Annotated in this window: 20 protein-coding genes and 1 pseudogene; 10 read left to right on the top strand and 11 right to left on the bottom strand. The window is 74.7% G+C overall.

All coding sequences use genetic code 11. The features are described from left to right. Positions 1–2,826, top strand: a complete 2,826-nt coding sequence (locus tag JK361_RS05390; protein WP_201814497.1) for an NHLP bacteriocin export ABC transporter permease/ATPase subunit — start codon at positions 1–3, stop codon at positions 2,824–2,826. A gap of 150 nt (positions 2,827–2,976) precedes the next feature. On the opposite strand, the gene JK361_RS05385 is transcribed toward JK361_RS05390, so the two are convergent. After that, on the bottom strand, positions 2,977–3,861 hold the full coding sequence (locus JK361_RS05385; RefSeq protein WP_236052585.1) for a YhjD/YihY/BrkB family envelope integrity protein: 885 nt from the start codon (positions 3,859–3,861) through the stop codon (positions 2,977–2,979). Positions 3,862–4,099: 238 nt separating this feature from the next. On the opposite strand from JK361_RS05385, the gene JK361_RS05380 reads away from it, so the two are divergent. After that, positions 4,100–5,167, top strand: coding sequence for an MGDG synthase family glycosyltransferase (locus tag JK361_RS05380; RefSeq protein WP_236052584.1), 1,068 nt, complete (start codon positions 4,100–4,102; stop codon positions 5,165–5,167). A gap of 44 nt (positions 5,168–5,211) precedes the next feature. On the opposite strand, the gene JK361_RS05375 is transcribed toward JK361_RS05380, so the two are convergent. The 5 genes from JK361_RS05375 to JK361_RS05355 all read right to left on the bottom strand — a co-directional run bounded on the left by JK361_RS05375 (position 5,212) and on the right by JK361_RS05355 (position 8,945). Continuing rightward, on the bottom strand, positions 5,212–5,994 hold the full coding sequence (locus JK361_RS05375) for a polysaccharide deacetylase family protein (RefSeq protein ID WP_201814495.1): 783 nt from the start codon (positions 5,992–5,994) through the stop codon (positions 5,212–5,214). A gap of 7 nt (positions 5,995–6,001) precedes the next feature. Next, the gene (locus JK361_RS05370) at positions 6,002–6,925 is read right to left on the bottom strand and encodes a DMT family transporter (RefSeq protein WP_201814494.1); all 924 of its coding nucleotides are present in this window, start codon (positions 6,923–6,925) and stop codon (positions 6,002–6,004) included. A 7-nt stretch (positions 6,926–6,932) separates the two neighbouring features. Beyond that, positions 6,933–7,787: an SDR family NAD(P)-dependent oxidoreductase gene (locus JK361_RS05365; protein ID WP_201814493.1), complete on the bottom strand. Its 855-nt coding sequence runs from the start codon at positions 7,785–7,787 to the stop codon at positions 6,933–6,935. Positions 7,788–8,069: 282 nt separating this feature from the next. Beyond that, entirely contained in the window at positions 8,070–8,597 is a 528-nt protein-coding gene (locus tag JK361_RS05360) for an SRPBCC family protein (protein WP_201814492.1), read from the bottom strand. Between the two features lie 27 nt (positions 8,598–8,624). After that, on the bottom strand, positions 8,625–8,945 hold the full coding sequence (locus JK361_RS05355) for an ArsR/SmtB family transcription factor (protein ID WP_201814491.1): 321 nt from the start codon (positions 8,943–8,945) through the stop codon (positions 8,625–8,627). 164 nt (positions 8,946–9,109) lie between these two features. On the opposite strand from JK361_RS05355, the gene JK361_RS05350 reads away from it, so the two are divergent. Together JK361_RS05350 and JK361_RS05345 are read left to right on the top strand one after the other, a co-directional pair. After that, positions 9,110–10,615 (top strand): MFS transporter, encoded by a 1,506-nt coding sequence (locus tag JK361_RS05350; protein WP_201814490.1) that lies wholly within the window; start codon positions 9,110–9,112, stop codon positions 10,613–10,615. Between the two features lie 176 nt (positions 10,616–10,791). Continuing rightward, positions 10,792–10,959, top strand: a complete 168-nt coding sequence (locus JK361_RS05345; protein WP_201814489.1) for a hypothetical protein — start codon at positions 10,792–10,794, stop codon at positions 10,957–10,959. Between the two features lie 173 nt (positions 10,960–11,132). Here JK361_RS05345 and JK361_RS42335 read toward each other — a convergent pair whose 3' ends face one another. Continuing rightward, a complete protein-coding gene (locus tag JK361_RS42335; RefSeq protein ID WP_201814488.1) occupies positions 11,133–11,342 on the bottom strand; it encodes a hypothetical protein in 210 nt (69 codons plus the stop codon). Here JK361_RS42335 and JK361_RS05335 point away from each other — a divergent pair. The 3 genes and pseudogenes from JK361_RS05335 to JK361_RS05325 form a co-directional block, all read left to right on the top strand. Continuing rightward, a pseudogene (locus JK361_RS05335) lies at positions 11,341–12,342 on the top strand (iron-containing redox enzyme family protein); the annotation flags it as partial. The gene JK361_RS42335 and the pseudogene JK361_RS05335 overlap by 2 nt on opposite strands. A 210-nt stretch (positions 12,343–12,552) precedes the next feature. Further along, a complete protein-coding gene (locus JK361_RS05330) occupies positions 12,553–13,206 on the top strand; it encodes a HemK2/MTQ2 family protein methyltransferase (protein ID WP_307787172.1) in 654 nt (217 codons plus the stop codon). Next, the gene (locus JK361_RS05325; protein WP_372448685.1) at positions 13,187–13,423 is read left to right on the top strand and encodes a CDGSH iron-sulfur domain-containing protein; all 237 of its coding nucleotides are present in this window, start codon (positions 13,187–13,189) and stop codon (positions 13,421–13,423) included. The genes JK361_RS05330 and JK361_RS05325 overlap by 20 nt, the downstream gene beginning before the upstream one ends. Positions 13,424–13,631: 208 nt before the next feature. On the opposite strand, the gene JK361_RS05320 is transcribed toward JK361_RS05325, so the two are convergent. The 4 genes from JK361_RS05320 to JK361_RS05305 form a co-directional block, all read right to left on the bottom strand. Next, complete coding sequence (locus JK361_RS05320; RefSeq protein WP_201814487.1) at positions 13,632–14,066, bottom strand: subtilase-type protease inhibitor; 435 nt, start codon at positions 14,064–14,066, stop codon at positions 13,632–13,634. A gap of 488 nt (positions 14,067–14,554) precedes the next feature. Then, entirely contained in the window at positions 14,555–16,219 is a 1,665-nt protein-coding gene (locus tag JK361_RS05315; protein WP_201814486.1) for an RICIN domain-containing protein, read from the bottom strand. A gap of 559 nt (positions 16,220–16,778) precedes the next feature. After that, complete coding sequence (locus tag JK361_RS05310; RefSeq protein ID WP_201814485.1) at positions 16,779–17,156, bottom strand: toxin Doc; 378 nt, start codon at positions 17,154–17,156, stop codon at positions 16,779–16,781. A gap of 3 nt (positions 17,157–17,159) precedes the next feature. Beyond that, the gene (locus tag JK361_RS05305; protein ID WP_201814484.1) at positions 17,160–17,399 is read right to left on the bottom strand and encodes a hypothetical protein; all 240 of its coding nucleotides are present in this window, start codon (positions 17,397–17,399) and stop codon (positions 17,160–17,162) included. Positions 17,400–17,560: 161 nt separating this feature from the next. Here JK361_RS05305 and JK361_RS05300 point away from each other — a divergent pair, with 161 nt between their 5' ends. The 3 genes from JK361_RS05300 to JK361_RS05290 all read left to right on the top strand — a co-directional run bounded on the left by JK361_RS05300 (position 17,561) and on the right by JK361_RS05290 (position 21,510). Then, positions 17,561–18,091 (top strand): methylated-DNA--[protein]-cysteine S-methyltransferase, encoded by a 531-nt coding sequence (locus JK361_RS05300; protein ID WP_201814483.1) that lies wholly within the window; start codon positions 17,561–17,563, stop codon positions 18,089–18,091. An 11-nt stretch (positions 18,092–18,102) separates the two neighbouring features. After that, complete coding sequence (locus JK361_RS05295) at positions 18,103–18,825, top strand: 2OG-Fe(II) oxygenase (protein WP_201814482.1); 723 nt, start codon at positions 18,103–18,105, stop codon at positions 18,823–18,825. Positions 18,826–19,110: 285 nt separating this feature from the next. Beyond that, entirely contained in the window at positions 19,111–21,510 is a 2,400-nt protein-coding gene (locus tag JK361_RS05290) for a SpoIIE family protein phosphatase (RefSeq protein ID WP_201814481.1), read from the top strand. Positions 21,511–21,670: the final 160 nt, after the last annotated feature.

The following is a 21,670-nucleotide window of genomic DNA, read 5'->3' as shown; positions in this document are numbered from 1 at the left end:
ATGACGACTGTGCAGGAGGGGTACGAGGGCGACCTCGTCCTCGGCGCCCTCGGCTCGATGGGCACGCGGCTGGACTGCGCCGGCCTGGGCCGCCTGGAGCTGGCGGGCCCGCAGGTGCTGTGGCTGGTCATGGCCGGCGCCCTGGACCTGTTCGCGGTGGACGCCGCCCAGCAGGGCCACTGGCACCACCTCGGCCGGCTGGAGCCGGGCGCGCTGCTGCTCGGCCCGGTCGCCGGCCCCCAGCACACCCTGGTGGCCCGCCCGGTGCGGGACTGCGTGGTGCACCGCGTGAACCTGCGCGAGCTGTACCAGCCGGCCCAGACGCAGACCTGGTCGTACGACGAGTACGGCAACCCGCAGTACGTGCCGCCCGCGACCAGCCCGTTGGAGTACGCGGTCGCGCTCGGTGTCGGCCGGGGTCTGTCCGTCCTCTTCCAGGCCCCGATGGCCGAGGAGCGCGCCGCCACGCCCACCGACGACGACGTGTTCTGGATGCAGGTGCCGCCGGGCAGTGTCCAGTACGGCTCGCTGTACGGCGCGGAGGCCGCCGCCGATCTGCTGATGGACCCGGCGCTGTGGCAGAGCATGGTGGACCAGCAGTACCGGCTGCTCACCGCGCTGGACCGGTGGATCGAGCAGCTGGAACGCGCTCACGAGACGCGTACGGCGGCCGGGATCAAGGCCGGTGAGGCGGTCCGCGCGCAGGCCGACCAGACCCTGCTGGCCTCCATCGGCAAGCGCTCGGCCCGCCGTACGACGGCCGCCGACGCGGATGCCACGTACGCGGCCTGCAAGCTGGTCGCCGAGGCGGCCGGGATCACGCTGGCCGGGCCCGCGCAGAGCGGCACCGAGAGCGACCGTCTCGATCCGGTCGAGCGGGTGGCGCTGGCCTCGCGCGTGCGCACCCGGTCCGTCCGGCTGGACGGGCGCTGGTGGCGGGAGGACGTGGGGCCGCTGGTCGGCCACCGGGCACTGTCCGGGGCGCCGGTCGCGCTGCTGTGGCGGCGCGGCGGCTACGTCGCCGTGCAGCCCGCGACCGGCCGTGAGACACCGGTCGAGAAGGCGAACGCGGAGGAGTTCGAGCCGCGCGCCGTGATGTTCTACCGGCCGCTGCCCGACAAGCGGCTCTCCCCGCTCGGACTGCTGCGGTTCAGCCTGCGCGGCACCCGCGCCGACCTGCTGAACCTGCTGCTGGCGGGGCTGGTGACGGTGGCGATCGGCGCGCTGGTGCCGATCGCCACCGGCAAGGTGCTCGGCGAGTACGTGCCGAGGGCCCAGGAAGGCCTGATCGTCCAGGTGTGCCTGGCGGTGATGGTGAGCGGGGTGGTCGCGGCGGCGTTCACCCTGCTGGAGAACCTGTCGATCCTGCGGCTGGAGGGCCGTATCGAGGCGGCACTGCAACCCGCCGTCTGGGACCGGCTGCTGCGCCTGCCCACCCGGTTCTTCACGCAGCGCTCGACCGGCGAGCTGGCCAGTGCGGCGATGGGCATCAGCGCGATCCGCCGGGTGCTGGCGGGCGTCGGCCCGGTGGTCGCCCAGTCGGTGACCGTCGGCGCGATGAACCTGGGGCTGCTGCTGTGGTACAGCGTGCCGATGGCGCTCGCTGCGATCGGCATGCTCGTCGTCATCGCGTCGGTGTTCGGGGCGCTCGGGCTGTGGCAGGTGCGCTGGCAGCGGCGGCTGGTGGTGCTCGGCAACAAGCTGAACAACCAGGCGTTCCAGACCCTGCGCGGGCTGCCCAAGCTGCGGGTGGCGGCGGCCGAGAACTACGCGTACGCGGCCTGGGCCAGGGAGTTCGCGCGCAGCCGGGAGCTGCAGCAGCGGGTCGGCCGGATCAAGAACCTCACCACGGTCCTCGGCGCGGTCTACCTGCCGGTGTGCACCCTGCTGATGTTCATGCTGCTCGCGGGCCCGGCCCGCGGGGCGATGTCGGCGGCGGACTTCCTCGCCTTCAACACGTCGGTGACCATGGTGCTGACCTCGGTCACCCAGCTGACCGGCGCGTTCGTGTCGGCGGTGGCGGCGCTGCCGCTGTTCGAGGAGATCAGGCCGGTCCTGGAGGCCACGCCCGAGGTGCGGACGGGGAGCACCCGCCCCGGCCCGCTGTCGGGTGCCGTGGAGGCCCGTCGGCTCTCCTTCCGCTACGCCGACGACGGTCCGCTGGTCCTGGACGACGTGTCCTTCGCCGCCCGGCCGGGCGAGTTCGTGGCGGTCGTCGGCCCGAGCGGCTGCGGCAAGTCCACGTTGCTGCGCCTGCTGATCGGCTTCAACCGGCCGGTCTCGGGCAGCGTCCTGTACGACGGCCAGGACCTCGCGGCGCTCGACCAGTCGGCGGTACGCCGCCAGTGCGGGGTGGTCCTCCAGCACGCGCAGCCGTTCACCGGCTCGATCCTGGACGTCATCTGCGGCACCGAGCCGTACACGCCGGAGGAGGCGATGGCGGCGGCCGAGCTGGCGGGGCTGGCGGAGGACATCCGGCGGATGCCGATGGGGCTGCACACGATCGTGGCGGGCAACGGCGCGATATCCGGTGGCCAGCGGCAGCGCCTGATGATCGCCCAGGCCCTGATCCGGCGCCCGCGCATCCTCTTCTTCGACGAGGCGACCAGCGCCCTGGACAACGACACCCAGCGCATCGTCATCGACAGCACCCGCAAGCTGAACGCCACCCGGATCGTCATCGCCCACCGGTTGTCGACCGTCCTGGACGCCGACCGGGTGATCGTGATGGAGGACGGCAAGGTCGTCCAGCAGGGCGCCCCGGCCGAACTCCTCGCGGACACCGGGGGCCGCCTGCACGAACTGGTGCGCCGACAGCTGGCCTAGGGTCCGCGGGCAGCCGGCGCGAGTTGCACCGCCAGCCGGCCCGGGGTACGCGGGCAGCCGGCCCGGGTTCCGAGGGCGGCCGGCCCGGGGTGCACCGCCAGCCGGCCCGGAATGCACCAGCAGCCGGCCCGGGGTACGCGGGCAGCCGGTCTAGAGCCGCCGGTCGCCGTCGTCGCCCGGGGCGCGCTCGTCCGGCTCGTCGGCGTGCAGCTCGTCGGCGTGCGGCCCGTCGACGTGCGCCCCGTCCGGCTCGGCGTCGTGGTGGGACGGCATCCAGTGGTGTTCGGTGAACCAGCGGCCGAAGATGGCACCGCCGTAGATGACGAATCCGACGCCGATCAGCCAGGACTCCACGACGAGTACGGTGCCGACGGCTCCGTAGCTGAGGGCGTTGGTGACGATGAGCGGTGTGAAGACGAGGTAGGAGAAGGCCCTGAGGCCGACCAGGCCGACGACCGTGGCCAGCGCGCCGGGCAGCAGCGCGCGCCAGCGGACCTGGCCGCCCAGCAGGAACCGCTGCCCCCACCAGAAGAAGAGCACACCGCTCACGGCGGACAGCATGATCCGCTGGCCCCCGTGCAGCGCGGTCTTCGTCGTCACCTCCTGGTACAGGTACACGGTCAGCACCACCAGCCAGGTCGCCTGCCGCCACACCCGGTGCCAGGGGCCGGACGCCAGGCCCCAGATGCGTTCGTAGGCGTTCTGCACACTGCCGCCGAAGGCCACGCCGAACGCGGCGAGCAGTACGGCGCTCCAGACGCTGGTGGTGCCGATGACCTTGCGCGGCGGGCTGATGACGTCGGTGAGCACATGGGCGGACCGGCCGGACAGTCCCATGCCGTCGGTGAGCCAGGAGGCGAAGCCGCCCCGTACCAGGGGGTCGGCCGCGGCCACGACGATCAGCAGCGGCGCCAGTGTCACCAGGGCCAGGGTGGCGAACCCCATGGCGCGGTGCATCAGCTCCAGTTCCCGCCCGTGCTCGAACAGGGCCCGAACGCGCAGCCACTCCCACGCGCGGTGCAGGCCGTGCCGCAACCGCTTCACGGCTCCTCCCGTGCTCGCCGCCCACCCGCTCTCCCGTACCGATTCATCCAGCGTGGCACGCGCCGGGCAACTCGCAGCCGGAGGGCGGGCACCGGCACGGCGGCGTGCTGCGCACGGGTGACCGTCCGGCGGGCGACACGGCCGGGGATCCGCCGTTCGGGCCCGTGTCGGCGGAGAATCGGAACCCGTGCGGACCACCGACGACGAAGCGCGGGACGGCCGGCGGCGGATGCTGATCGTGAGCGCGAGCATGGGAGCCGGTCACGACACCGTGGCCGGCGAGCTGGCGCGGCGGGCCGCGGCCCAGGGGCACGAGGCCCGGGTGACCGACGTCCTGCGGCTGCTGCCGTACGGCCTGGGCACGGGGCTGCGCCGCGGCTACCGGGCGTCGGTGCGGCACCTGCCCTGGGTGTACGCCGGGGTCTACGGCGCGTTGCTGCGCGAGGGGCACGGCCCGCGGCCCAGCGGGGTGCCGCTGGCCCGGCTCGCCGGGGACCGGCTGACGGAGCTGGTCGACCGGCTGGACCCCGATGTGGTGGTGTCCGTCTTCCATCTGGCCGCGCAGCTGACCGGGCACCTGCGGGAGCGGGGCGCGCTGCGGGTGCCGAGCGCCGTGTTCCTGCTCGACTTCGCGGTGCACCGGCAGTGGCTGCATCCGGGCAACGACCGGTACCTGTGTCTCACCGACGCGGCGGCGGCGCAGGTGCGCCGGGCTGTCGCCGCGCCCGTGGTCACGACCGGCCCGGTGGTCGCGCCCGCCTTCCGCGGCCCGGCCCCCGGGGCGGACCGGTGGCTGGAGCGGTTCGCCGCGCGGGCGCCCGGCCGGCCCCCGGTGCTGCTGTCGGCCGGCGCCTGGGGTGCGGCGTCCCGGCCCGCAGCCACCGCCCGGCTGCTGGCGGCGGCCGGCTGGCTCCCGGTGGTGCTGTGCGGCCGGGACGAGCAGCTGTTCGCGCGCATGTCGCGGGAGCCCGCGGCGGTCGCCCTGGACTGGGTCGACGACATGCCCGGGCTGCTGGCCGCGTGTCACGCCCTGGTGGACAACGCCGCGGGGCAGACCGCCGTGCAGGCCCTCGCCTCGGGCCTGCCCGTGATCGGCCACCGCCCGCTGCCCGGCCACGGGGCGGACGGCGTACGGCGGATGGCCGGCCTCGGCCTGTCCGCACTCGCCCCGGACGGCCCCGCGCTGCTGGCGGCACTGGACGCGGTCCGGGAAGGCGGCCGGGAGCATGCCGACCGGGTGGCCCGGGGCCGGGCGCTGTTCCGGCGCGATGTGGTGGAGTGCCTGGCCGAGTGGTGAGCCGGCCGGGTTTTGGTCGTCTGTCCCTGATGTCCCGGACGCGGTCACTCCGCGAGGACGTCCCCCGGTACCGCGGTCCGGATCACAGCCGCCGGGGCCGGTCCGTGTTCGCACAGCGGCCCCACCGTCAGGCCCGCCTCTCGGCAGTCCTGGACGACGGCCGGCAGGGCGGCCAGTGCCGCGTGCCAGCAGTCCGGGGCCGAGTAGCGGTCGCAGTCGTGCAGCAGGACGGTGCCGCCGCCGCGCAGGTCCGCGGCGATCCGCGCGCGGACGGACGCCGGCGTGGCGTCGGCCGTCCAGTCCCTGCCCCAGGCGGACCACAGAACCGTCCGCAGTCCGGCCCGCCGGGCGGCCCGCCAGCGGCTCGTGGTGAGGATGCCGTACGGCGGGCGGTACCACCGCGGGCGGTGCCCGGTGAGGTCCTGTACCGCGCGGACGGTCCGGGCGACCTCCTCGGCGTCGCGGGCGAACGCGGGGCGCCAGGGCGGGGCGTGCCGCCAGCCGTGCACCCCCAGCTCGTGTCCGCGTCGTGCGGTCTCGCGGACCACGGCCGGATGGCGCACCACCTGCTCGCCGACCACGAAGAAGGTGGCCCGCACCCCGAGTCCGTCCAGTGCGTCGAGGAAGCGTGGGGTGGACACCGGGTCCGGTCCGTCGTCGAAGGTGAGCGCGATGTGCGTGCGCCGGCCGGTGCCTGCGAACCCGGGGAAGAGCAGGGGCCGCGGGCCGGGGAGCCAGGTGGCCGCCGGGCCGATGTGGGCCGCGGCGGCAGCGGCCGGCAGCAGGGCTGCGGCCGTCCGCCAGGAGCGTCCGGGCACGAGGGACATCGGTGACCTACCTCCTCGGTGGGCGCGGCACAGCGGTGGCGGAGCCGGGTGAGGCCGCCGGGTCCGTGGCGTCCCACGCCCCGGCGGCCGACGAGGCGCGGGCCAGGCCGATGCTGCCGGCGCCGATCAGGGCGACGCCGATGGCCTCCGGCAGCAGGCTCAGTCCCAGGTGGATCGATTCGGCGAACAGCAGCCAGCCGAGGACGACGCTGGTGAGCGCGTCGCCGAGGGTGAGGGCGGGCTGCGACGCCGTCAGGGACCCGGCGGCGAGCGCGCCCTGGAGGAGCAGGAAGGCGACGAGTCCGGCGGCCCCGGTGGCGTAGAGGGACCAGTGCCCGAACATCGCCGCGGGCCCGTTCCCGAGCCGGCCCACGGCCTCCTTGAGCAGCGCCGCGGTGGTGGCGAAGGTGACGGCCGAGGCGAGACCGAGCAGCGCGGCCCGGGAGGCGCCCTTCACCGGGCGGGCGGCCAGCACGAGCAGGACGACCAGGCCGAGCGCTCCGCAGCCGCCCAGCAGCCAGGCTCCGGGCCGCGCGGTGGTCCGCCCGGGTGACGGCGCAGCGGCCAGCAGGAACAGGGAGAGCCCGCCGGCGAGGGCGACGAACGCGAGCCAGGTCCGGGCCTCGGGGCGGCGCCGGAAGACGACGCTGCCGACGGCCAGGGTGAACAGCAGTTCGGCGGCGAGCAGGGGCTGGACCAGGGACAGGCTGCCGGTGGCCAGCGCCCCGGCCTGGAGCAGGCTGGACAGCGCCAGCAGCCCGGCGCCGGCCAGCCAGGAGGGACGCCGCAGCATGCTGCCGAACCGCCGCAGGGCGGACCCCGCCCCGCCGCCCTGGTCCGGCTCCTGCACGGCGGCCCGGCGCTGGAGCACCGAGGCGGACGCGTTGGACAGGGCCGCGAGCAGGGCGAGCAGGACCGTGACGGCGGTCATGGTCCGCTCATCCGAAGCGGGCGGCGAGCCGCCGGTAGAGTCCCGGTGCGGCGCCGCGCACCAGGGCGGGCACGCGCAGCCACCCGGGGACGTACACCTCGTCCCTGCCGTGCAGTACGGCGGCGCAGACGGCGTCCGCTACCCGCTCGGCGGGCACGGGCCGGGGCCAGGACCGCGTGTAGGGGATACCGCGCCGGTCGAAGAAGGGCGTGTCGACCACGCCGGGGATGACATGGCTGACGCCCACTCCGGTGCCGCGCAGCTCGTACCGCAGGGAGTCGGCGAAGGTGCCCAGGGCGGCCTTCGCCGCGGAGTAGACGGCCTCCCCGCGCACGCCCACGCTGCCGGCGAGGGACCCGATGAGCACGATGCGCCCTGATCCGGCCGCGACCATGTGGGGCAGCAGGGTGCGCGCCAGGTGCACGGTGGCCAGCAGGTCGAGTCCCACGATCTCGTCGATGCGCGCGGCGGGCATGGCGGCGAAGTCTCCGGCCCAGCCGACGCCTGCGCCCGCCACGAGCAGGTCCACCCCTCCGAGGTGCTCAAGGGCGAGGTCGGTGAGCCGGCGGTCGGCGCCGGGCCGGGTCAGGTCCGCGGGCAGGGCGACCGCGCCGGCCTGTGCGGCGACCTGCTCCAGTCGGGTGACATCGCGTCCGTTCAGCGCCAGCCGCCACCCTTCCTCGGCGGCCAGCCGGCGGGCCACGGCCGCACCGATGCCCGAGGAGGCACCCGTCACCAGGGCGGCACCGCCCCGGCCGGTACGGGCACGGCCGGTACGCGGGGCGGCACCGGGCTCTTCGGCCGTGGCAGGGGCCGGCCGGGTGCCGTTCGACGGTCCTGCGGGGGACGGGGCATGGGACATGGTGACGACCTCACTGCGACGGCGTGCACGGGTTCGCGTACTGCGGGGCCGAACCCTCGCGGTGTATCCAGGGCGCCACACGCCGAAACACCGCGCACGCGGAGCCCCGCCCCGGGTGCCGCCGCCCGTCGGCCGGCGGGCCCGTCCCCGGGTCGCCGCAGGTGACCGCCGGGGCGACCATGGGAGCCGGGCCGGCCCGTGCGGTGCTCGCCCGGCCGGACGGGCCCGGCGCGCTGTCCGGGGCCCTCGCCCGGGTCTTCGGCGCCTGACCGGCGGACGCGGTCAGTCCCGGCCCGGCACCGGGGCGCCGGAGGGCACGCCGGCGGCGCGGTAGCCGTCGTAGAACTCCTTCCACGGAGCGCTCACCCCGGCGTGCGGCCCCTCGTGCCGCTCGCCGCCAGCCTTCGCGTCGAGGGCGGTCAGGCACACCTCCCAGCCGGCGCCGTTGCGGGCGGCGGTGTCCGCCGCGCTCAGGACGTCGGTGAGCGTGAACCGGGTGCGCCCGGGGCCGGCCTCCTCCAGATCGAAGTGCAGCTCGTCGCCGCCCCACGCGAAGGACAGGTGCCGGGGCGGGTCGACGCCGAGCACCCGGCCGGTGGACCCGGGCATGTTCGGGTCGCCGCTGAAGCGGATGGCGCCACCGGGGCGCAGGTCCATCTCGGCGCGCGAGGGGAACCAGGCGGCGAGTTCCCCGGGGTCGGTGACGAAGTGCCAGACGCGCTCGACCGGGTGGTCGTAGACGCGGCTGAAGCGGACGGCGGGGCGGCCGTCGGCCAGGGTCAGGTAGGTACCGGTGAGGTCGGCGGACATGGTGCGTCGGTCCTTCGCTGTGGGGGGTCAGGTGTCGGCCGGCGTCTCGTCGAGACGCCGGCCGAGGGCGTCCAGGCTGCGGTTCCACAGCCTGCGGTAGGGCTCCAGCCAGGCGTCTAGGGCGGCGATGGGCGCCGGATCGAGGGCGTGGACGCGGCGCTGCGCATCCTGACTGACCCGGACGAGGCCCGCCTCGCGCAGCACCTTCAGATGCTTGGAGGCGCTCGGCTGGCTCAGTCCGCAGGCCTCGGCGATCTCCCCCACGGGCCGGGGGCGCTCCAGCAGGAGCGCGACGATGGCCCGTCGGTGGGGGTCGGCGAGAGCGGTCCAGAGCGCTGCGTCGGACATGGAACCCAATATGCCTCGCCAGTTATATACCCGTCAAGGAATGCACAAAATAAAGAAACGTTGCCGTTTCGCTCGCGCTGTCGTACGCTCGACGTGTACGAAACAGTTTCGTTTACGAGCTGTTCGCCTCACCGCACCCGCACGACGTCTCTGGAGGGGCCCCCATGCCCGAGAAGACCCTGGCCGAAGGCTCCCGCGCGGGAGCGGTGGCGATAGAACACGGCGCGGCCTCGCCCAAGCGGTGGTGGATCCTCGCGGTCATCGCCATCGCCCAGCTGATGGTCGTGCTCGACGCCACGATCGTGAACATCGCACTGCCGTCCGCCCAGACCGACCTCGGCTTCTCCGACGGCAACCGGCAGTGGATCGTCACCGCCTACGCCCTGGCCTTCGCCTCCCTGCTGCTGCTCGGCGGCCGGATCGCCGACCTGTTCGGCCGCAAGCCCGCCTTCCTGGTCGGCGTCGTCGGCTTCGCCGCGGCCTCCGCGCTCGGCGGCGCCGCGAACGGCTTCACCATGCTGGTCGCCGCCCGCGCCCTCCAGGGCGCCTTCGGCGCGCTGCTCGCCCCCGCCGCACTGTCGCTGCTCAACACCACGTTCACCGACGCCCGGGAGCGGGCGCGCGCGTTCAGCGTGTACGGCGCCATCGCCGGTGCCGGCGGTGCGGTCGGCCTGCTGCTCGGCGGGGTGCTGACCGACGCGCTGGACTGGCGCTGGACGCTGTACGTGAACGTCGCCATCGCGGTGGTCGCCTTCGCGGGCGGCTGGCTGCTGCTGGGCAGCCAGCGGGACGCGGCCGGCGCCAAACTCGACGTGCCGGGCACGATCCTGGTCGCCGCCGGCCTGTTCGGCCTGGTCTACGGCTTCTCCAACGCCGAGACCCACGACTGGGACTCGGCGCTGACCTGGGGCTTCCTGCTCGCGGGCGGTCTGCTGCTGGCAGCCTTCACCTGGTGGCAGACACGGGCCGCGCACCCGCTGCTGCCGCTGCGCATCCTGCTCGACCGCGACCGTGCGGCATCCTTCCTCGCGGTGCTCATCACCGGCGCGGGCATGTTCGGCGTGTTCCTCTTCCTGACCTACTACCTCCAGCTCAACCTCGGCTTCAGCCCCACGAAGACCGGCGTGGCCTTCCTGCCGATGGTCGGCGCGCTGATGGCGACCGCGCAGGCCGGCACCACGATCCTGCTCCCCCGGATCGGCCCGAAGACGGTCATCCCGCTGGGCTTCGCGATCGCCACGGCCGGCATGGCCTGGCTGACCGGCATCGGCCTCGGCTCCCACTACCTCGGCGCGGTGCTGCCGCAGCTGATCGTGATCGGCGTGGGCCTCGGCCTGGTCATGCCGCCGGCCATGCAGCTGGCCACCGGCGGGGTCGCGGCCGAGGACGCGGGCGTGGCCTCGGCGACCGTCAACGCCATGCAGCAGGTCGGCGGCTCGATCGGCACGGCCCTGCTGAACACCCTCGCGGCGAGCGCGGCCACCGACTACCTGTCCGGCCGCGACGCCACCAGCAGGCTGGTGCAGGCGCAGGCCACGATCGAGAGTTACAGCACCGCCTTCCGGTGGTCGGCCGTCCTCTTCGGCGCGGGCGCGGTGATCGCCTTCCTCCTCTACCGCCGCGGGGTGCCGCGGCAGGACGCGGACGCCGCACCCGTCGTCCACATGTAGCCGCCGTTGCCGAGCCGAGGGGCCGCCGTCCGCAGGGGAACGGCGGCCCCTCGGCGTGTCCTTGCGGCCGCCGTCCGCAGGGGCGGCGGCTTCTCGGCGTGTCCTTGCGCGACGCTTGGGAACCCGCCGGCGGGTAACCCGCAGGGGAGATCACAACGACGGCGGAAGGAGATGCCATGCCGGGCGGCAACGATCACGAGGACCGGCCGGAGACCGCCCTGGAGGAGGTGCTCCGGGAGGTCGAGGAGGCCGAGAAGCGCGACGCGGACGAGACCGCCTCGGGCGAGGCGGGCGATGCCGTCACCCCGAACACCGGGGCGCAGGAACAGGCGCGGGACGACTGAGATCAGCCGGGCGGCGCGCCCACGGGGCGCTCCGCCGGCGCCCGGGCCACCCCGCGACAGCATCGCGTCCATCCGCTCCAGCACCTCTGGGCCACGGAGGACGGACGGCCCCGCCAGGTCGGCGAGGCGATCAGCAGGATCTCGGAGTCCGGCAGCTTCTCGTGGACGGCCGGTCACGCGTCACCCTCCCGCACGGCCTCGCCGACCACGCCCGGCTCGATGACCAGGTCCACGCCCCGGACGACCACCACGGACACGCCCCGCTCGTCGAGCCGCTCGGTGACGAACTGGGCCGGTGCCTCGGCGCCGGAGGCGTCCGGCGATCTCTTCGGCGTGCAGTTGATCACTAGTGCTTTCCTGCGGGCCGGGTACCCGAGCCGCATGAACGACCACCCGCGAGAACCCCGGCTGCCCACCGCCCGCGGCCCGCTGTCGGCCGCGGTCACCGCGTACCTGCGCGGCACGGGCCCGCTCCCCCGCCCCGCGGACGCCGGCACCGCCGACCCCTACGGCGACGACCTCCAGCTGGCCCTGTACGTCTGCTACGAGCTGCACTACCGCGGCTTCGCCGGGGTGCCGCCGGACACCGAGTGGGACCCTGAGCTGCTGCGCGTCCGGGCCGCGCTTGAGCACCGCTTCCACTCCGCGCTGCGTGCCGACACCCCGGACCACGCCGGCCTGGACGAGGCGCTCGCCGACCTCCTGGTCGAGCCGGCCGACGGCACCGGAGTCAGCCACTTCCTGTGCGACGAGGGCGAGTTGTGGCAACTGCGGGAGTACGCGGCGCTGCGTTCGCTGTACCACCTGAAGGAGGCCGACCCGCACGCCTGGGTGCTGCCGCGGCTGTGGGGGCGGGCGAAGGCGGCGATGGCCGCGGTGGAGTACGACGAGTTCGGCGGCGGCCGGGCCGAACGGGTGCACGCCCGCCTGTTCGCCGACCTGATGGCGGACCTGGGCCTGGACACCGGGTACGGCCGCCATCTGGACGCGGCCCCGGCCGAGATGCTGGCCGTGGTCAACATGATGTCCCTGTTCGGCCTGCACCGGGAGCTGCGCGGCGCACTGGTGGGCCACTTCGCCGAGGTGGAGATCACCTCCTCGCCCGCCTCCCGCCGGCTGGCCGAGGCGATGCGCCGCACCGGCGCCGGCCCGGCGGCGGAGTTCTTCTACGACGAGCACGTCGAGGCGGACGCCGTGCACGAACAGGTGGTCCGGCACGACGTGATCGGCGGACTGCTCGCCGAGGAGCCGGAGCTGGCACCGGACATCACCTTCGGCATCGACGCCACCGGGCATCTGGAGGACCGGCTGGCCCGGCGGCTGCTCGCCGACTGGCGCTCCGGACGGTCGTCCCTGCGCACGCCCCTCGACGCGTCTCCCCCCGCACCGGAGCAGGAACATGAACGGTCGCCGCGGACAGCCGCGGAACCGTCGCCGCGGACAGCACGGGCACAGTCCCGGCGAGCCGCCGCGGAACAGTCGCCGCGGGCGGCCCGGGCACAGTCCCCGCGGGCGGCCGCGGAGGGGTCCCGGCAGACCCCCAGGGAACAGGAGATATCCCATACATCCTGATTCCCTGGGTACCCGCGCGATGTGATCGCTTTGCTGCTCCCGGGCGTGTACGCCCCCCAGGACGACACTGAACTGCTGACGGAGGTCCTCCGCGAGGAGGCTCCGCCGCCCGGCGCCCGCGTCCTGGACGTCGGCACCGGAAGCGGCGTGCTGGCCCTGGAGGCGGCCCGGTGGGGAGCCGAGGTGACCGCCGTGGACGTGTCCCGGCGGGCGGTGTGGACTGCCCGGCTGAACGCATGGTTCGCCCGCCTGCCGGTGCGCATCCGGCGCGGCAACCTCTTCGCCCCGGTCCTGGGCCGGACGTACGACGTCATCCTGACGAACCCGCCCTACGTGCCGGCGCCCGACACCGGGCAGGGGCCGCGCGGCCGGTCCCTGGCCTGGGACGCGGGGAGCGACGGGCGGCTGCTGCTGGACCGGATCTGCCGCGACGCGCCGGCGCTGCTGCGTCCCGGAGGGCTGCTGCTGATCGTGCACTCGGCGCTGAGCGCTCCCGACCGCACCCTGGAGCTGCTGCGGGCGGCGGGCCTGAAGGCCGCGGTGGTCCGGCGGCGCCGGATCGCCTTCGGCCCGGTACTGCGCTCCCGGGAGGACTGGTTGCGCCGGTGCGGACTGCTCGCGCCGGCCGACGACAGGGAAGAGCTGGTGGTCATCCGTGCCGAACGAACCTGCTGACCCCGAACCTGCTGACTCCGCGCGGGACACCCCCGCCGGCCGGGCCCGCCGGATCACCGTGCAACGACGCGGGCCCCTCCTGGTGGAAGGGCCCGTGGAAGTGGAACTGGAGGACGGGACCACGGTCTCCTCGGACCGGTTCCGCGTCGCTCTGTGTACCTGCCGGCGCAGTCGCCGCTATCCCTGGTGCGACACGAGTCACCGGCGCAAGGGCTGAACACCCTGTTGAAACCGCTTGTTTTTCGCCGCTCCCCGGAAGGCCCCCCACGGACCTGCCCGGGGAGCGGCTGTGTGCCCGGAGCCGGCGGGCGGCCCCACTCCGCCCGCCTGCCCCGGTGCGAGATCGCAGGTTCCCCGCTGCAGGGGCCGCACTCCCCAGTTGCGGGCCTGATCCGGCGTCCACGAGGACCCGTGCGATCCCGGCTCTAGAACGCGAACAGGCTGCCGCCGACGGCATCCCTCGCGCAGGTGTTGCCGAACGTGCGCTCGTAGGAGACGCGCTTGCCCTGCCAGACTCCCTGGACCGTGACGACGACGGGGTCGTAGATCTTGGTGCACGCCACGTCGCCCGCCGGCTTCAAGGCCCCGAGGTCGCCGCCGACGGCGCGCAGCTCGGCGCAGGCCGTGACAGCGGCGGGGTGGGTACCGGAGGCCGTGGGGGCGCAGTTCAGGGTGACGGCGCGCTCCGGGGTGGCCGTGGCCGCGTCGTTTCCGTGGCCGGTGGTGAGCACCAGCGCCGAAGGGGCGTAGAGCGACGACGGGGCGGCGCCCGGTGCAGCGACAGCGTTCCCGATCAGGGGTCCGCAAACGGCGGCGGCCGTGAGGCCGAGGGCCGCTGCCCAGCGCGCGGTGTTCCGCATTGTGTGCATCCTTCCGCTCGAACAGACGAGTTGCCGGCTCGGGCCCGGTCGGGCACCGGAGCGGCGAGCGCCACTCTGCCGAGTCGGCGGGCGAAACTCACATCGAACCCATGGGTTTCAGTAACCTTTCGTGTTGAATCAGTGGCGTGAAGTCACGGAATTCGAACGCTGTGACCCCGCAACAGAGCGGTTCCCCCGTCCCGGAAGCGGCCAGATGGCCGAAAATCAGCGCTTCGTTAATCGTCCTGAAACATTCACGCTTCGCCCTCGAAAAGTCCCTTCATGACTCCCCGTGTTCACGAATGGATCACCTGGAGCGGGTCCCTCCGCCACCCGGGACGCACGGCCGACTCCCTCCGGAGGGGTGGACGACTCCCTCCGGAGGGGCGAACCGCCCCCCTCCGAAGGGGTGAACGGCCGGCGCACGGCGGGCCCCGGCCGTATACGGCGAGGCCCGCGGCGTACGGCAGGCCCGGCGGCGCCGAGCGCTACGCCGGTCCGGCCGAAGGATCCTCCGTGCCGGCGATCGACAGCGACCCGGGGCTCGCCGTCGGCGTGTCGGTCGTCCAGCGCTGGCCGGCGGACCCGTCCCGGACCTTGACCACGAGATCGTCACCTGGTCGGTCGCCGGCCGCGAGGGCGAGGGTCCGGTCCCAGCGGGGCACCAACTCGCCCTGCGCGGTGAGGTCGTAGCGCACGTCGTCGCCCCGCTCCGACCCGGCGTCGGCGCAGTCGCCCAGGATCACCACGCCGGCGTCGGCGTGCGAGTCCAGGCACAGGCCGGCACCGGCCGCGCTGCGCAGCTGCCCGTCGGGGTCGTACGTCCACCGCTGGGTGGCCGCGGTGGAGCACGCGGCGAGGACGGCGCTCGCCCCGGCGCGTGGCGGGCCCTCGACGTCCAGGCACAGGCCCGCGGCGGCGTTGCGCAGCGGGCCGGCCCGGCCGGCGGCGGGCAGTTCGGCGGTGCCCGCCGCGCCGGTGGATCCCGGCGAGCGCGAGGCACCGGGGACGGCGCTGGTGGCGACCGGATCGGCACCGTCGTCGCCGTCCGGCCACAGGCTGATCGCGAGCACGGTGACGAGGAGCCCGGCCGAGGCCATGCCGACGCCGGTCAGCAGGGTCCGGGACGACCGGGCGGCGCCGGGTGAGCGGCGCGCGGACGCACCGGCGAGGAACCGGCCGGGCAGCGCGGATCCGGCTTCGTCCGCGCGGCGCCGGCCGCCGGACGCGGCCGCGCGGGCCAGGAGCCCCGGCCCCCCGCCGCCGCGCCGGCGTCCGCGCGAGCGCCGGGAACCGCCGCGGGTGCGGTCCGGGCCCGGACGGCGGCCGGGGCGCGAGTCGAGGTAGCGGCGGGCGCCCCAGCCGAGCACGGCCTCGGCCAGCAGCACGCCCAGGGCCGCCTCGGCGTGCCCGAGCTGCTCGGCGGCGTGCCGGCAGTAGGCGCAGCCGGCCAGATGCTCCTGGACGTCGGGCAGCAGCGCGCCGCCCCGCCGGATCGGGACGTCCAGCAGGCGGTTGTAGTAGCGGCACTCCTTGCCGGGCGCGAGTTCCCGGTGGGCGCGCACCAGGCCCTCGCGGAACTTCTCCCGGGCCTGTTCGAGCGCGGCCCGCGCGCTCTCGGCGTCCATGCCGAGCAGCCCGGCGGGCACCTCCGGCGGCTCGGCCTCGACCTCGGTGTGCCACAGCAGCGCCTGTTCCAGCCGGGACAGGCCGTGGAACGAGCGGTCCGACAGGGTGCGGTTCTCCGGTATCGGCGGGTGGGCGGCGCGCATCCCGCGGCCCCCGGCCGGTTTGTCGAGTCCGGGCAGTACGGCGGTGATCCGGTCGGTACCGGACCAGTTCACGACCGTGTCCCGGACGGTCACCAGCAGGCGTGGCCGCAGCGCGTCGGCGGGTTCGCCGAGCGCCAGCCGGCCGAAGACCTGGTGGAAGGCGGTGGCGGTGACCATGTGGGCGAGGGGTCCCGGGGCGGCCAGGCAGACGACCGCGTACTCCTGGGCCGGCTGCCAGTGCCGGGCCATCAGGAGGGCGGCGGACCGGGAGGCCTCCGCGTCGGAGCCGGCCCGCAGCGGTCCGGCGAGGAATTCGTCGGATTCCCCGGGTTCGGCGCCGGACGGCGGATAGGGCGGACGAGGGGGGTGGGGGGTGGGCACTGAGCGGATTCCTTTGGCGCGTGGCGCGTGGTGCGTGGTGCGTCGTCCCTCGCGCTCCCGCCTGCGCGAGGACGCGGAGAGTGCACCGCGCCCGCACCCTTGCACAACTTCCACACCAGCAACAAGGCGCGCGTGCGAACATCGGCCGCTTTGACGGAAAGTCAGAAACACTGTGTCCGTCGGGCCTTGTCGCGCCGGGTGCCGGACCCCTCGCGTGCCCCGTGTGAAGCGGGCGCACGTGCCGGCCGGACGCGCACGCTCCCGGAGCGTGCGGTCCGGTAGTGGACTGTGAGCCGGTCCTCCTCGAAGGGCCCCCTCCCCGGCCGGCGGCCCCGGCGGCTTCCCCCGCCGGCCCGGGGCGGGGACGCCCCGGCCGGGACAGACGCCGGCCCGTCGGATCCACCCGAACCGGCGCCGGTCGCGGCACGCCGGATCAGCCGCTCACCGACGCACCGGATCCGCGCGCGGCACAGTTGTGGGCGGCACGTCGGATCCCCTCGCGGCACAGCCGGTCGAGTGCGCGCCGGAACCGCTCGCGGCACAGCCCGTCGGCGGCGTGTCAGATCTGCCAGGAGCGCAGCCGGTCGGCGGCGCCGTACACGTCGGTCTTGCCGGAGATGAGGTCACGGGCCAGGTCGACGAGGGCGCCGTAGGGCGGGTCGATGCCGACGCCACTGACGAACATGTAGGCCACGGCGGTCGCGCAGGCGAAGCGCGCGTTGGCCGCGGGCAGCGGCTTGAGCACGGCGAGGGTGTGCAGCAGCGCGGCGGCACGCCAGGCCGCGTCGGAGTCGACGCCGAGCCGGGGCGGATCCACCCGGTGCCGGGCGACGGCGGCCACCAGCGCGGAGAAGTCGTCCACGGAGGGCTGGTCCGGCAGGACCTCCTCGTGCCGCTGGAGGAGCCACGGGACGTCGATATGGATGGCGGAGGGCATCGATCAGGCGGCCTCGCCCTTGGCGGCGGGCTCGTCGTCCGGGAAGGCCGCCGCGAACTCCTCGGCGTGACCGGCGAAGAAGCGGCGGAACGCCTCGGCACCCTCCTGGAGGGCCCGGTGCCGGGCGATGTCGGCGGCGGCGGCCTCGCGCACGAGGGCCTTCATCGACGTCCCCCGCTCCTTGGCGATCTGCCGCAGGTCCTCAAGTTCCCGTTCGCTGAACTCCACGTTGAGAGCTGGCATGCCCCTCACGGTACCGCGCGGGTACTCACGCGTAAATATCCGCAGGTCGGAAGGCACATGTCACGGTACCGGAGCGGCGGGAGGGCCATGTCCGATTCCCGCCGGTGACGCCGCGCGCGGCGCAGCAGACTCGACAGCACGGAACCAGCCGAGGAGGACCGATGACGACGCACAACGCACCCACCGTCCGCACCGTCCACACCGTGCACGCGAGCCCGCTGGGTGACCTGCTGCTGACCGGCGCGGAGTCGCCGGCCGGCGGCCTGACCCTCACCTCGCTGTCCCTGCCGGGGCAGCGCGGAGCGCCCGCGGCCCGGCCCGAGGACCGCGACGACCGGCCGTTCGCCGAGGCGCACCGGCAGTTGGACGCGTACTTCGCCGGCCGCCGCACCCGCTTCGACCTGCCGCTGTCCGGCACCGGCAGTCCGTTCCAGCGGGCCGTGTGGCGGGCCCTGGACGACATCCCGTACGGCACGACGACGTCGTACGGCGAGCTGGCCGTCCGGCTCGGCGTGCCCCGCGCCGAGATCCGCGCGGTGGGCCGCGCCCTCGGCGCGAACCCGCTCCTCCTGCTCCGCCCGTGCCACCGGGTGATCGGCTCGGACGGCTCGCTGCGCGGGTACGCGGGAGGAATCGAGCACAAGCGACGGCTGCTCACCCACGAGGGTGCGCTGCAGCCGACCCTGCTGTGAGGGGAGGACCCATGACGCTCACCCCGGCCGAGATCCGCCGCCGGACGGCCCGCACCGACTGGACCGCGCTCGCCGCCGAGCTGGACGAGCACGGCAGCGCACCCACCGAGGCGCTGCTGACGCCCGCCGAGTGCGCGGACCTGGCGGCCCTGTACGAGAAGCCCGAGCTGTTCCGCACCACGGTCGACCTGGCCCGGCACCGGTTCGGCTCCGGCGAGTACCGCTATTTCACCCACGACCTGCCCGCTCCGGTCGCCGCGTTGCGGGCCGCGCTCTACCCCCGCCTGCTGCCGGTCGCCCGGGACTGGGCGGCCCGGCTGGACCGCCCGGCCCCCTGGCCCGACTCGCTCGACGAGTGGCTGGCGCGCTGCCACGCGGCCGGCCAGGACCGGTCGGCGCAGATCCTGCTCAGCTACGGGCCGGGCGACTGGAACGCCCTGCACCGGGACGTGTTCGGCGAGCTGGTCTTCCCGCTCCAGGTGGTGATCGCGCTGGACGCGTACGGCACCGACTACACCGGTGGCGAGTTCCTCATGGTGGAACAGCGCCCGCGCGCCCAGTCGCGGGGCACGGCGAACGTCCTGCGGCAGGGGCACGGACTGGTCTTCACCACCCGGGACCGCCCCGTGCGCACGCGCCGCGGCTGGTCGGCCGGGGCCATGCGGCACGGGGTGGGCACCGTGCGCTCCGGGCGGCGGCGGACGGTGGGGCTGGTCTTCCACGACGCGGCGTGACCGTCATGGGCGGCTCTCCCTCATCAAGGCCCAGAAGTACTCGCAACCGATCGCGAACGAACAGACCTTGACGTCCTGCCACACACGATCGTCAAGGGTCCGTAAGCGCGTGGTTTCCCTCCGGCCACGGACAGGCCGGATCTCCCGCAAGACCGGGACCCCCCTCGCGTTCGACCCGTCGGCCGTGTGGCGCGAGACGGCGCTCACGGGAGGACGGTAAGCACTACTCTGGACCACGGGTGGTGCCACCCGTTCACTGTGAGTGTGCGTTTGGGAGCGGCGACGATGAGCCGGGCTTTTCCGTTCGACGATGCGGCGACGGCCCGGGCTGTCATCGACGACGACGGCACGCTGACGGAGTGGAACGAGGGCGCACGGCGCCTGCTCGGCCACCCTGCCGACGCCGTCCTGGGCCGCCCCGCCGCCGAACTGCTGGCCGCCGTCCACGCCCCGGCCCCGCCCACCGGCTCCCGCTGGGAGGGCACGGTCGGGCTGCGCCACCGGGACGGCCGTGCCCTCTCCGTGTGGCTGCTGGCCCACCGCCGTCCGCCGCGCGACGGACACCCGGGCGACTGGCTCGTGGTCACCCCGCTCACCGGCACGGAGCCGCTCGCACAGGACTCGCTCGCCGAGGCGGGCCTGCTCCAGTCCCCCTGCGCGATCGCCGTGTACGACGACCGGCTGCGGCTGCGCCGGATGAACGCGGCGATGGCCGCCGTGGTGGGGCTGCCGGAGGAGCGGGTACGGGGACTGCGGCTCACGGAGATCGGCGGCAAGGCGCAGAGCGAGGAGCTGGAAGAGGGCCTGCTCCGGGTGCTGACGTCGGGCCGCCCGCTGGACGTGCAGACCTTCCTGCGCGACGGCGAGGACGGGGCCCGCGCCTGGCTCGCCCGCATGGCGCCGGTCCGGGACCCGGCGGGCCGGGTGCGCGGCGTGTGCATGGCCGCGCACGACGTCACCGACAGCCAGCGGGCCCGGCAGCGGTTGCAGCTGGTCAACGAGGCCAGCGTGCGCATCGGGACCACGCTCGACGTCACCTCCACCGCCCAGGAGCTGGCGGACGTGTGCGTGCCCGCGCTCGCCGACTTCGTCACCATCGACCTGCTCGACCCGCAGGAGTACGGCGGCGAGCCACCGGCCCGCATCACCGCTCCGGTGCGGCTGCGCCGCGCCGCCCACCAGTCGGTGCTCGGCGGTGTACCGGAGGCGGTGATCGGCCCTGGACAGGCCGAGGAGTACCCCGACTTCTCGCCGCAGGCCGACTCGATGACCGCGGGCCGCACCATCGCCACCTCGATGGCGACCGGTGACATGGACCAGTGGCTGACCTGGCACGGCAAGCGCGGCGAGCGGGTGCGGGAGTTCGGCATCCACTCCTCGATGTCGGTGCCGATCCAGGCGCGCGGGCTGACCCTCGGGGTCGCGGTGCTCACCCGGCACCGTCGCCCGGACCCGTTCACCGCGGACGACGTGCTGCTGGCCGAGGAGATCACCACACGGGCCGCCGTCTGCATCGACAACGCCCGCCGCTACTCGCGCGAGCGGGAGACCGCGCTCGCGCTCCAGCGCAGCCTGCTGCCCCGCTCGCTGCCGCGTACCGCCGCGCTGGAGGCCTCCTCCCGCTATCTGCCGGCCGCGCGGGCGGGGGTGGGCGGTGACTGGTTCGACGTGATCCCGCTGTCCGGGATGCGGGTGGCGATGGTCGTCGGGGACGTGGTCGGGCACGGCATCCAGGCCTCGGCCACCATGGGCCGGCTGCGCACCGCCGTCCGCACCCTGGCGGACATCGACCTGGCCCCGGACGAGCTGCTGACCCACCTGGACGATCTGGTGCTGCGGCTGTCGGACGAGTCCGGTGGCGAGGACGGCTCCGGCGAGGTCGGCGCGACCTGCCTGTACGCCGTCTACGACCCGGTGTCACGCCGCTGCACGATGGCCCGGGCGGGGCATCCGGCGCCCGTGCTGATGCGCCCCGGCGACCGGCCGTGCCTGCTCGACATGCCCGCCGGTCCTCCGCTGGGCCTCGGCGGGCTGCCGTTCGAGTCCGCCGAGGTGGAGCTGCCCGAAGGCACCGTCCTCGCCCTGTACACCGACGGCCTGGTGCTGTCCCGGGAGCGGGACGGGGACGTCAGCCGCGAGCTGCTGTACCGGGCTCTCGGGCAGGACACGGACGCGCCGCACGCGGACTCGCTGGACACGACCTGCGACCGTGTCCTGCACGCCCTGCTCCCCTCCGGCGGCGCCGCCGACGACGTGGCCCTGCTGATCGCCCGCACCCAGGGGCTGCCCGCCTCCCAGGTGGCGACCTGGGACATCCCGGCCGACCCGGCGCTGGTCGCGCCGATCCGCAAGCAGGTCGTGGAGCAGCTGGACAGCTGGTCCCTGAGCGAGGCGTCGTTCACGACGGAGCTGGTGGTCAGCGAGCTGGTCACCAACGCCATCCGGTACGGCTCCCATCCGATCCGGCTCCGGCTGATCCATGACGCGACCACGCTGATCTGCGAGGTCTCCGACACCAGCCACACCGCCCCGCACCTGCGCCGGGCCAAGATCTTCGACGAGGGCGGCCGGGGCCTGCTGCTGGTCGCCCAGCTCACCCAGCGCTGGGGCAGCCGGCACACCCCGGAGGGCAAGACGATCTGGGCCGAGCTGCCGGTGTACGAGGAGGACGAGCCGGGCGAGTAGGACCGGCCGGGCGGAACGGGGTCGGAAACGGAAACCGGCACGGCGGAAGGGATCCGGGGCCGCGGAACGAGACCGGGAACGGCACCACGGAACGATCCGGGGCCGCGGAACGCAACCGGCCCCGCGGAACGGACGGAGACGGCGGAACGCAACCGGACCC

It is taken from the genome of Streptomyces musisoli (assembly GCF_016741855.1).
Taxonomy (GTDB): Bacteria; Actinomycetota; Actinomycetes; order Streptomycetales; family Streptomycetaceae; genus Streptomyces; species Streptomyces musisoli.
The sequence above is the reverse complement of the archived record's forward strand: the minus strand, read 5'-3'. Positions and strand labels throughout refer to the sequence as shown.